The following is a 10,861-nucleotide window of genomic DNA, read 5'->3' as shown; positions in this document are numbered from 1 at the left end:
CGCTCCAGGAGCGCGTCGATCAGCGCGTACGGGATCCCGCACAACCCGAACCCGCCCACGGCCAGCACCGCACCGTCCGGGATGTCGGCCACCGCCGCGGCCGCACTCTCCACCACCTTGTCCATGCGCTCCTCCTCGTCGGTGTTCCGCTCGCTCAGGGTCGTGCGGTGGCCGGCTCCTCGGCCGCCACCGGCGATCTCTCGGTGACCAGGCGCGGCCGGCCGGCGTACACCCCGGCGGCCATCTGGAGGCCCAGCAGCACCAGCAGCAGGACCAGTCCGGGCCGCCACCCGCCGAGCGCGTCGTGCAGCAGGCCGACGGCCAGCGGGCCGGTGGCGGCCAGCAGGTACCCGGCGCTCTGTGCGGCGGCCGACAGCCGGCCGGTCTGGGCGACGTCCCGCGTGCGCACCAGGACCAGCGTCATCGCCAGCGGGAAGCACAGGCCGGTGCCGAGGCCGTAGAGGACCGCCCACAGCACGGGGGCCGCGGTGGGTGCCAGCAGCAGGCCGACGATCCCGACCGCGGTCGGCAGCGAGCCGCCGATCACCCAGGGGACCTGGCTCGGCCGCCGGGCGGCCAGCGGGGGGACGACGAGCGCGCAGGGGGCGCCGAGCGCGGCCGCGGCGGCGACGATGGCGCCGGCACCCACGGCCGTGACGCGGGCGTCGTCCTCGAGGACGTCGGCCATCCAGGTGAGCATCGCGTAGAACGACAGCGACTGGAGGCCGAAGAACACGGTGACCGCGATGGCCACCCTGTCCCGGAGGACGGCGACGACCGGCAGCCGGGTGGCCGCGGAGCCCGGAGGCCGGCGCCGGCGCGCGGCGAGCACGCCGACGCACGCGGTGGCGGCCACCACCGGGACCAGCCACAGCGCGAGGCCCGCGACCGCGCTGCCGGCGGCGGTGGCCATCGGCTGGGCCAGGCCCGCACCGAAGCTGGCCGACAGGGCCATCGAGGCCGTCGTCGCGCCCAGGACCGGGGCGCTGCGCGGCCCGTACTCCGCACGGACCGCCGCGGGCAGCAGCACGTTGACCACCGCGATCCCGCCGCTGAGCAGGACGGTGCCCGCGAACAGGCCCCAGGTGCCGGCCAGCCGCAGGGCCACGCCGGCGGTGAGCAGGAGGGCCCCGGCCAGGACGGCGCGGTGCACACCGAGGCGCGCCGCGAGTGCCGGGACGGTGGGGGAGAGCAGGCCGAAGCAGATCAGCGGCAGCGCGGTCAGGACCGCCAGGGCCGAGGTCGAGACGGCGAGCTCCTCGCTGAGCTCGCCGAGGAGCGGGCCGACGGCGGCGAACGGCGCCCGCAGGCACAGCGCCATGAGGACCAGGACGGCGGCGGGGGCGAGCCACACCCACCAGGGGCGGGGACGGCGGCCGGGTGCGGGCGGGGTCACGACCCGGGACGCCGGGTGCGCTTGAGGTCCAGCTCGATGTCCTGCGCCGTCTCCAGCAGGGTCGGGACCAGCTCGTGCTCCAGCTCCGCCATCGACGTCCGGCTGGCGTGGACGGAGACGTTGAGGGCGGCGACGACCTCGCCGTCGGCGTCCCGGACCGGCGCGGCGGCCGACCGCAGGCCGTGCTCCAGCTCCTGGTCGACGACGGCGTAGCCCTGCCGGCGGACGAGCTCGACGGCGGCCCGCAGCTCGACCGGGTCGGTGACGGTGTGCTCGGTGAAGCGCGTGAACACCGCGCGCTGCAGGTAGGCGGCGAGCTCGTCGTGGGGCAGGCCGGACAGCAGCACCCGGCCCATCGACGTGGCGTGCGCGGGGAATCGGGTGCCGACGGCGATGAGGACGGTCATGATCCGCTTCGTGGGGACCCGGGCCACGTAGACGATGTCGTCGCCGTCGAGCACCGACAGCGACGAGGACTCGTGCACCCGCGACACGAGCGTCTCCAGGTGCGGCTCGGCGACCTCCGGCAGCGTGAGACCGGACAGGTAGGAGTACCCGAGCTCCAGCACCCGTGGCCGGAGGGAGAACTCGCGGCCGTCCACCCGGACGTAGCCCAGCTGGACCAGGGTCAGCAGGAAGCGGCGGGCCGCAGCGCGGGTCAGGCCGGTGGCCCGCGCGACGTCGGAGAGGTTCAGGCGCGGGTGCTCGGCGTCGAAGGCGCGGATCACGGCCAGTCCTCGGTCGAGCGACTGCACGAAGGTACTGTCGCGCGCCGGCAGGGCGGCCTGCTCCTCGGCGGTCTCCAACGCAGTTCCTCCTGAAGGCTGTGACGCCGGTCGCGTCTGTGGGACATTGTGCGCAGAGTGAACCGCTGTTCGGCAAGCGTCGGTTACAGGCGATCACGGCGTGGTCACGGCCACGGTGCCGCGCTTGACGGTGAGTGGGGTCACCTGTTTCCGTTCTCAGGAAGAACAGTGGTTCGCGCTGCGAACACAAGCCACCCGTCCGACTCACCGTGGAGCCTCCATGCGCCGACCGGTCACCGCCCTCGCGGCGGGCCCCCTGTTGCTCCCCGCCGCGCGCGGCGGGCCCGACGCCGACGGCGGTGCCGCCGGAGGCCGCGGAGCCCCAGAGGGCGCACACTGCGACCACACCCCGGACCTGGAGGGCTTCCTGCCGTGACCGAGTCCCCCGTCACCGTCTACGAGCCGGCCGCCGACAACGCGGCCGCCGGCGTCGCCCCCAAGCCACCGGCCCGCCGCTCGTACGGCAGCTCGCCGGTCCTGCTCGGCACCATCGGCCTGGTGGGCCTCGTCCTGCTCTTCGAGATCCTGCCCCGCATCGGCGTCCTGCCCCACCAGTTCTTCCCGACGTCGTCGGAGATCGGTGCCGCGCTGCTCGACCAGCTCGCCGATCCCGCCTTCTGGACGGCGCTGCTGGACACCATCTACGGCTGGGCCCTGGGCCTGGTCATCGCCGCGGTCGCCGGCGTGGTCCTCGGCATCGTCATCGGCAGCTCCCACTTCCTGCGCGAGCTGACCGCCTCGACCATCGAGTTCCTCCGGCCCATCCCGTCGGTGGCCCTGATCCCGCTGGCGGTGCTGCTGTTCGGCACCGCGATCGAGAGCAAGCTCCTGCTGGTCGTCTACGCCTCGTTCTGGCCGGTGCTCATCCAGGTGCTCTACGGCGTGCAGGACGTCGACCCGGTCGCGGCGGACACCGCGCGGGCCTACCGCTTCCCGCTCGTCGCCCGCATCCGGTACGTCATCTGGCCGACCGCGCTGCCCTACATCATGACCGGGCTGCGGCTGTCGGCCGCGGTCGCGCTGATCCTGGCCGTGACGTCCGAGCTGGTCATCGGCAACCCGGGCATCGGCAACCGGATCGCAGTCGCGCAGAGCAGTGGCGCGATCGAGGCCACCTACGCCCTCGTGGTCGTCTCCGGCATCCTCGGCGTGATCGTCAACCTGGTCTTCCGGTACATCGAGCGACGGACCCTCAGTTGGCACCCGTCCCAGCGAGCAGAGGTGGCGCTCTGATGGCAATCCTCCGGCGCCTTGGCTTCGCCCTCGGCCTGCCCCTCGTCCTGTTCGCCCTGTGGTGGGTGACGTCGGCGAACAGCACGAACTTCTACTTCCCGCCGCTGTCGAAGATCATCGACAGCCTGGTCGCGGAGTGGTTCGGACCACGACTGGCCGACGACGTCCTGCCGAGCCTGCTGCGGCTGGCGGCCGGCTACTTCCTGGCCGCGCTGATCGGGATCACCCTCGGCGTGCTGATCGGCACCTACAAGCGGCTGCGCGACCTGCTCGAGCCGGTTCTCGAGTTCTTCCGGGCCATCCCGCCGCCGGTCATCGTGCCGATCCTGATGCTGATCTTCGGCATCGAGAACACCATGAAGATCGTGGTGATCGCCTTCGGCTGCATGTGGCCGATCCTGCTGAACACCGCCGAGGGTGTGCGGGCCGTCGACAGCGTGCTGTCCGACACCGCCCGGACCTACCGCATCTCCGGTGCGGCCCGGCTGCGGAACCTGATCCTGCCGGCGGCCAGCCCGCAGATGGCCGCCGGTCTGCGCCAGGGCCTGTCGGTCGCGATCATCCTGATGGTCATCAGCGAGTTGTTCGCGGCCAGCGACGGCCTGGGCTTCGCGATCGTCCAGGCCCAGCGCAGCTTCGCCATCCCGGAGATGTGGGCGGGCATGATCATGCTCGGCCTGCTCGGCTTCCTGCTGTCCCTCCTGTTCCGCCTCGTCGAGAACCGCTGGCTGGCCTGGTACCACGGCCTGCGCCGCGCCCAGCGCGCGGGATGACGGCCGTGCAGACCCTGTTCCTGAACCCCCGATCGGAAGGCGCAACACGATGCTCGAGGTGAACGGCGTCAAGAAGGTGTACGAGGGCAAGTCGCGCACCGTCGAGGCCGTGCGCAACCTGACCTTCACGCTGCAGGAGGGCGAGTTCGCCTGCCTCGTGGGACCGTCCGGCTCCGGCAAGACGACCCTGCTCAAGATCATGTCCGGGCTGCTGGACCCCACGGCCGGCGAGGTCCTCCTGAACGGCAAGCGGGTCGACGGCCCGCCGCCGGGCATGGCCATCGTCTTCCAGGAGTACGGGCGCAGCCTGTTCCCCTGGATGAGCATCCGGGAGAACGTCGAACTGCCGCTCAAGCAGAAGAAGGTCCCGGCCGCCCGCCGCAAGGAGCTCGTCGACGAGTCGATCGCGGCGGTCGGCCTGGCAGACGTGCACACCGCCTACCCGTGGCAGCTGTCCGGCGGCATGCAGCAGCGCGTCGCGATCGCCCGCGCGATCGCCTACGAGCCGCAGGTGCTGCTCATGGACGAGCCGTTCGCCGCGGTCGACGCGCAGACCCGCGCGGACCTCGAGGACCTCGTCCGCGACCTGTGGCACCGCTTCAAGGTGACCACCCTCTTCGTCACGCACGACATCGACGAGTCGGTCTACCTCGGGCAGCGGGTGATCGTGCTGTCCAGCTCGCCCACGGTCATCCGCGACGACGTCGCCATCGACCTGCCCGACGAGCGCAACCAGTTGCACACCCGGTCCTCCCCGCGGTTCGCCGAACTGCGTGCCCGGGTCTTCGAGCAGATCCACCGGCCGAAGGAGGAGACCCCCGGCGCGGTCGACCCGCACGCTCCGGCGGTCATCGGCCAGAGCTGAGCCCGAGCGCACCCGCACCGGCCCCCGTCCACCCCTGGTGGGCGGGGGCCGGCGCGTTCCCCCGGTGCGCTCCTCTCATTGGTCGAGAGAGGGCTGGGGGAGCCCGGTGACGGCGGTCACGCTGGACGCAGCCGCGACCCCCGAGCCGCACCGGAGTGCCCCGTGACCGTCGACAGCCCGCCCACCACCGACGTCCCCGTGCTGGACGACGACCCGTTCGGCACCGAGGTGCTGACCGATCCCTACGACTTCCACCGCCGCCTGCGCGACGCCGGCCCGGTCGTGTACCTCGAGCGCTACGGCATCTACGCGATGGGCCGCTTCGAGCACGTGAAGGCCTCCCTCGTGGACTGGGAGACGTTCGTGTCCAGTCGCGGTGCGGGGCTGGCCGACTTCGCCAAGGAGAAGCCCTGGCGGCCGCCGAGCCTGCTGCTGGAGGCCGACCCGCCGGACCACACCGTCGTCCGGACGGCGATGAACGGCGTCATCTCCCCGCGCGGCATGCGGGCGCTGCGGGACCGGTTCGCCGCCCCCGCCGCGGAGATCGCCGACCGGCTGGTCGAGCAGGGCACCTTCGACGTGGTGGCCGACCTGGCCGAGGTCTACCCGCTGCGGGTGTTCCCCGACGCCGTGGGCCTGCCCGAGGAGGGGCGGGAGAACCTGCTGCCCTACGGCGGCCTGGCCTTCAACGCCTTCGGCCCGGACAACGAGCTGCGCCGCAACGCGCTGGCCACGGCCGCGCCCGTGCAGGCCTGGATCTGGGAGCAGTGCCAGCGGGAGAACCTCGCCCCCGGCGGCTTCGGCGCGCTGATCTGGGAGGCCGCCGACCGCGGCGAGATCAGCCACGAGCAGGCGCCCATGCTGGTCCGCTCACTGCTGACCGCCGGGGTGGACACCACCGTCTACGGCATCACCAACACCCTCTACGGCCTGTCCCGGCACCCCGACCAGTGGGCGCAGCTGCACGCGACCCCTGCCAAGGCCAAGTTCGCCTTCGACGAGGCGCTGCGCTGGGAGTCCCCGGTGCAGACCTTCTTCCGCACCACCTCCCGCGAGGTGGAGGTCGCCGGGACGGTCATCCCCGAGGGCACCAAGGTGCTGCTGTTCCTGGGCTCGGCCAACCGCGACCCGCGCCAGTGGGGCGAGGACGCCGACGTCCTCGACATCGGCCGCCGCGCCGCGGGCCACGTCGCCTTCGGCATGGGCATCCACCAGTGCGTCGGCCAGCCGGTGGCCCGGTTGGAGACCGAGCTGGTGCTCACCGCTCTCGCCGAGCGGGCCCGCGCCCTCGAGCCGGCCGGCGACCCGGTGCCGAAGCTCAACAACACCCTCAAGGGCTGGGGGAGCGTGCCGGTCCGCGTCACGCCGGCGTGAGTTCGACAGCGAGGTGACTCGCGGGTGGAACGAGGGCTCTCACGGTGTTGCGCACGCTCGTGCGGCACCGCAGCGCCGCACGAGCGTGGAGGACACCGCGGGACCTCGGCCGCACCGGAGTCCGGTGAGGTGCCCGACGTCTTCTCCCACCTCGACGTCATCCCGCTGCCGAACTCACGCCGGCCCGAGCCCACACGGCGGCGGCCCCGGAGGGAGATCCCCCCGGGGCCGCGTCGTCGTGAGGAGGGGGCTACTCCGCGATCATCGTCTCGACGTCGAACTCCTCGCTGATGATCCCGTACTCGAGCATCAGGTCGCTCATCTTCTGCAGCTGCTCGGCGTCGACCTCGGCGTCCCACTCCGGCAGCTCCACCTGCTCGACCACCTCGGCCGGCACCTGGCTGTAGGTGGGCACCAGCCGGACCAGCTCCTCGCGGTTGCCCTGCAGCTGCTCCATGGACGCCGCCATCGCCGTCCGGAAGCTCTCGATGACCTCCGGGTTCTCCTCGGCGTACTGCGCGGTGGTCAGCCAGCCGGCGACGGGCATGTCCTCGACCGGGCCGCTGAACAGCGGGAACAGCACGCGGGCCCCGCTGGCCTTGGCCGCCGCCTGGAACGGCTCGACCTGCCAGATGGCGTCGACGTCCCCGGAGTCGAGGGCGGCGGCCATGTCCGGCAGGGGCAGCTCGACGAACTGGATGGTGGAGATGTCGACGCCGGCGTCCTCCAGGACCGCGTTGACCGCGACGGTGCCGATGTTCTGCAGGTTGTTCACCGCGATGCGGGCCCCGGCCAGGTCCGCGGCGGACTGGTAGGGGGAGTCGGCCGTGACCATGATCGCGTGGTCCTCGGCGCCGACGTCGTTGCCGGCGATGATCTGCACGGGCAGCCCCTGCTGGGCGGCCAGCAGCGCCGAGGTGTAGTTGCCGTAGGTGATGTCGTACTCCCCGGCGATCAGTGACGGGATCGCCTGGGCGCCGCCGGAGGTCTGCTCCAGCGTGACGTCGAGGTCCTGCTCCTCGAACAGCCCGGCCTCGTCGGCGTGGACGGCGCTGGCGGTGTGCACCAGCGGGAAGTAGCCGACCGTCAGCTGGGCCGGGCCCTCCCCGCCACCGGAGGAGGTGCCGCCCTCGTCGTCGGAGCCGCACGCGGCCAGCGCGAGGGTGGCGACGCAGCCGAGCGCGAGGCCGGTGAGGCGGCGGGGGACACGGCGTCCGGTGGGTGCGGGCGCAGCGGTCAAGGAGGGGCTCCCTTCGGTGCTCCGCAGGCGACGGCCGCCTGCGGACGTGACGGGGATCATGCGATCCCCGTCACAGCCGCTCCCAGTGTCCTCTCGAAGAGTGAGAGTCGCCGTCTCAGCGCAGCCCGGCCTGCGGCCCCGCCGACAGCGACCGGGTCACCCCGCGCGCCGCGGCGAGCAGGGCCGGCACCTGGGCGGCGGCCCGGCCGTCGTTGGGCACGATCACCGAGAGCGCGGCCACCACCTCCTGCAGGCCGTTGCGCACCGGCACGGCGACCCCGGTGGCGTCCGGGTGCACGTGCCCCGGGGTGATCACGTAGCCCTGCCGGCGGACGTCGGCGAGCGTCGCCCGCAGCCGCTGCGGGGTGGTGATCGTGTCCGGGGTGTGCGGCTCCAGCGGCCGGGACACGATGCGCTCCTGCAGCTCCGGCGGGCCGTAGGCGAGGAGGACCAGGCCAGAGGAGGAGATGTGCAGCGGCAGCCGGCCGGCGATGCGGGAGAAGTTGACGACCGCGTCGCGCGCCGACAGCCGCTCGAGGAACAGGACGTCGTCGCCGTCGCGGACCCCGAGCTGCGCGTGGTGGCCGACCACGGCGTGCAGGTCCTCCAGGTAGGGCATGGCGGCGTCCCGGAGGGAGAGGGTCAGCGAGGCCCGGGAGGCCAGCTCCCACATCCGCACGCCGACCCGGACCTCGCGGTCGGGGCCCCGCTCCAGCAGCCCGTGGGAGACCAGCTCGGCGATGAGCCGGGAGGCGGTGGCCACGTGCAGGTCGGTGCGCCGGGCGATCTCTGACACCTGGAGCACCTTCTCCTCGGGGGAGAAGGCGTCGAAGATGCGGATCGCCCGGGACAGCACCGACTCCCCGGTCTTGACCCGCCCCACGCAGGGCAGTGTCTCATCTGCCGAGAGGCGCTCCCCGGAACCGCAGGGCCTGCCCCGGTCGCAGCTGCCCGCAGCGGTCGACGTCGGCGTCGTCGACGTAGCCGACCACCGGGTAGCCGCCGGTGACCGGGCCGTCGGCGAGGAAGAGCACCGGCAGGCCGGACGGCGGCACCTGCAGCGCGCCGCGGACCATGCCCTCGCTGGCCAGCTCACCGGTGCGCACGCGTTCCAGCGGCGGCCCGTCGAGGCGCAGCCCGATCCGGTTGCTCTCCCCGGTGACCGTCCAGGTGGTGCCGGTCAGCACCGCGACGGCGTCCTCGGTGAACCAGTCGGTGCGCGGACCGGGCAGCACCCGCACGGTCACCTCGCCGCCGGGCGGGTCGGCGACGGGGGCGAGGTCGACCCCGGGCAGCGGCCCGCCCGCCTCCCCGACGGGCAGGACGTCGCCGGCGGTGAGCACGGGCGGGCCCAGCCCCGAGAGCAGGTCGGTGGCGCGGCTGCCCAGCACCGGCTCGACCGCGATCCCGCCGCGGACGGCGAGGTAGGTGCGCAGGCCGGTCGCGGGCAGGCCCAGCCGCAGCTCGTCGCCCGCCGCCAGCCGGTGCGGGGCGTTGTGCGCGGGGGAGCCGGGGCAGCGCGCGCCGGTGGTGGCGACCAGCAGGTCGGTGTCGGCGCGCAGGGCCAGCCCGCCGAGGGTCACCTCGAGCACCGCGGCGTCCGGGGCGTTGCCGACCAGCCGGTTGGCGAGGGCCGCCGCGCCCCGGTCGCACACCCCGGAGCGGCCGATGCCCAGTGCGCCCTGCCCCGGCCGGCCGGCGTCCTGCACGGTCGTGAGCGGGCCGGGGGCCAGCACCGTCAGCGCCCGGCTCACGACGCCGCCACGAACCGCACCCGCACCCCGGGGCGCAGCAGCGCCGCGGGGTCGCGGGACAGGTCGAACACCGGCACGTCGGTGCGGCCGATCAGTTGCCAGCCGCCGGGGGACTCCCGCGGGTAGACGCCGCTGAACTCCCCGGCCAGGGCGACCGCCCCGGCCGGCACCCGGGTGCGGGGGGACTCCCGGCGCGGCACGTGCCACGGCTCCCCGTCGGGGGTGCAGTAGCCGAAGCCGGGGGCGAAGCCGCAGAAGGCCACCGTCCACCCGGTGCCGGTGTGCCGGCGCACCACCTCGTCGGGCGTGACGCCGAGGTGCGCCGCGACGTCGGCGAGGTCCTCCCCGTCGTAGACCACCGGCAGCTCGACGTGCTCGGCGTGCCCGGCGCGGTCCGCCCGTGGACGGCGCCCGCGCACCGCCCGCTCGACGGCGCCGAGGGTGGTCCGCGCCGGGTCGACGACCAGCAGCACGGTGCGGGCCGCGGGGACGACGTCGACCACGCCGTCCACCGGCTCGTCGGTGAGCGCGGTGTACAGCCCGAGCACCTCGTCGAGGTCGGCGAGCTCGACCAGCAGCGCGGTGGAGCCGCTCGGCAGGACGCGCATCAGCCCGTGAACGGCGCCGGCTCGACGCCGGCGTCGGTGAGGGCCGCCCGGACCCGCCGCGCGATCGCCACCGCGCCCGGGGTGTCGCCGTGCACGCAGATCGAGTCCGGACGGACCAGCAGCGGGTCGCCCTGGACGTCGCGGATGGGCTCCCCGCGAGCCATGGCGACGCAGCGGGCGGCGATCTCGTCGGGGTCGTGCAGCACCGCGCCGGCCAGCCGGCGGGAGACCAGCGCCCCCTCGGGGGTGTAGGCCCGGTCGGCGAAGGCCTCGCGGACGGCGGTCAGGCCCGCCTCCTCCGCCAGCCGCAGCCACGCCGACCCGGGCAGGCCCAGGACCGGCAGCGTGCGGTCGTACTCGACGACGGCCCGCACGACCGCGGCCGCCTGCTCCTCGTGGCGCACGATCGCGTTGTACAGCGCGCCGTGCGGTTTGACGTAGCGCACCCGCCCGCCGGCGACCCGGGCGAAGGCCTCCAGCGCGCCGAGCTGGTACAGGACGTCGGCGGTCAGCTCGTCGGGCTCGACGTCCATGAACCGGCGGCCGAAGCCGGCCAGGTCGCGGTAGGAGACCTGGGCGCCGATCGCCACGCCGGCCTCGACGGCCCGCGCGCAGACCCGCCGCATGATCGTCGGGTCGCTCGCGTGGAAGCCGCAGGCGACGTTGGCGCTGGTGACGATGCCGAGCAGCGCGTCGTCGTCCCCGAGCTGCCACTGGCCGAAGCCCTCACCGAGGTCGGAGTTGAGGTCCACGGGGTCCATCCTGCTGGCCGGACGGCGCGACGACCGGTCGAGACGCCTCCCGGGGGGCAG

At 73.9% G+C, this 10,861-nt stretch carries 13 protein-coding genes; 5 read left to right on the top strand and 8 right to left on the bottom strand.

The features are described 5' to 3' along the window. From ACI784_RS18005 to ACI784_RS17995, 3 genes are all read right to left on the bottom strand, one after another. Positions 1–125, bottom strand: a 125-nt coding sequence (locus ACI784_RS18005) for a CoA-transferase (RefSeq protein WP_456923886.1), incomplete at its 3' end; no start/stop codon positions are given. 29 nt (positions 126–154) lie between these two features. Beyond that, a complete protein-coding gene (locus ACI784_RS18000; protein WP_456925155.1) occupies positions 155–1,396 on the bottom strand; it encodes an MFS transporter in 1,242 nt (413 codons plus the stop codon). Then, the gene (locus ACI784_RS17995; RefSeq protein ID WP_456925154.1) at positions 1,393–2,202 is read right to left on the bottom strand and encodes an IclR family transcriptional regulator domain-containing protein; all 810 of its coding nucleotides are present in this window, start codon (positions 2,200–2,202) and stop codon (positions 1,393–1,395) included. The genes ACI784_RS18000 and ACI784_RS17995 overlap by 4 nt, the downstream gene beginning before the upstream one ends. A gap of 220 nt (positions 2,203–2,422) precedes the next feature. On the opposite strand from ACI784_RS17995, the gene ACI784_RS17990 reads away from it, so the two are divergent. The 5 genes from ACI784_RS17990 (at position 2,423) to ACI784_RS17970 (ending at position 6,447) form a co-directional block, all read left to right on the top strand. Continuing rightward, positions 2,423–2,578, top strand: coding sequence for a hypothetical protein (locus ACI784_RS17990; RefSeq protein ID WP_457014388.1), 156 nt, complete (start codon positions 2,423–2,425; stop codon positions 2,576–2,578). Next, on the top strand, positions 2,575–3,435 hold the full coding sequence (locus ACI784_RS17985; RefSeq protein ID WP_456925153.1) for an ABC transporter permease: 861 nt from the start codon (positions 2,575–2,577) through the stop codon (positions 3,433–3,435). The genes ACI784_RS17990 and ACI784_RS17985 overlap by 4 nt, the downstream gene beginning before the upstream one ends. Next, complete coding sequence (locus ACI784_RS17980; protein ID WP_456925152.1) at positions 3,435–4,208, top strand: ABC transporter permease; 774 nt, start codon at positions 3,435–3,437, stop codon at positions 4,206–4,208. The genes ACI784_RS17985 and ACI784_RS17980 overlap by 1 nt, the downstream gene beginning before the upstream one ends. A 49-nt stretch (positions 4,209–4,257) precedes the next feature. Beyond that, positions 4,258–5,073 (top strand): ABC transporter ATP-binding protein, encoded by an 816-nt coding sequence (locus tag ACI784_RS17975; RefSeq protein WP_456925151.1) that lies wholly within the window; start codon positions 4,258–4,260, stop codon positions 5,071–5,073. Between the two features lie 162 nt (positions 5,074–5,235). Next, on the top strand, positions 5,236–6,447 hold the full coding sequence (locus ACI784_RS17970; RefSeq protein WP_457014387.1) for a cytochrome P450: 1,212 nt from the start codon (positions 5,236–5,238) through the stop codon (positions 6,445–6,447). Between the two features lie 250 nt (positions 6,448–6,697). On the opposite strand, the gene ACI784_RS17965 is transcribed toward ACI784_RS17970, so the two are convergent. From ACI784_RS17965 to ACI784_RS17945, 5 genes are all read right to left on the bottom strand, one after another. Continuing rightward, on the bottom strand, positions 6,698–7,687 hold the full coding sequence (locus tag ACI784_RS17965) for an ABC transporter substrate-binding protein (RefSeq protein ID WP_457014386.1): 990 nt from the start codon (positions 7,685–7,687) through the stop codon (positions 6,698–6,700). Between the two features lie 115 nt (positions 7,688–7,802). Continuing rightward, on the bottom strand, positions 7,803–8,570 hold the full coding sequence (locus ACI784_RS17960) for an IclR family transcriptional regulator (RefSeq protein WP_456925148.1): 768 nt from the start codon (positions 8,568–8,570) through the stop codon (positions 7,803–7,805). A 13-nt stretch (positions 8,571–8,583) separates the two neighbouring features. Then, positions 8,584–9,441, bottom strand: coding sequence for a 5-oxoprolinase subunit C family protein (locus tag ACI784_RS17955; protein ID WP_456925147.1), 858 nt, complete (start codon positions 9,439–9,441; stop codon positions 8,584–8,586). Then, positions 9,438–10,049: a 5-oxoprolinase subunit B family protein gene (locus tag ACI784_RS17950; protein WP_456925146.1), complete on the bottom strand. Its 612-nt coding sequence runs from the start codon at positions 10,047–10,049 to the stop codon at positions 9,438–9,440. Before ACI784_RS17950 ends, ACI784_RS17955 begins: the two co-directional genes overlap by 4 nt. Beyond that, positions 10,049–10,810, bottom strand: a complete 762-nt coding sequence (locus tag ACI784_RS17945) for a LamB/YcsF family protein (protein ID WP_456925145.1) — start codon at positions 10,808–10,810, stop codon at positions 10,049–10,051. Before ACI784_RS17945 ends, ACI784_RS17950 begins: the two co-directional genes overlap by 1 nt. Positions 10,811–10,861: the final 51 nt, after the last annotated feature.

The sequence above is a fragment of the Geodermatophilus sp. SYSU D01186 genome, from assembly GCF_054050215.1.
This window is presented reverse-complemented; position numbering and strand designations above follow the sequence as displayed.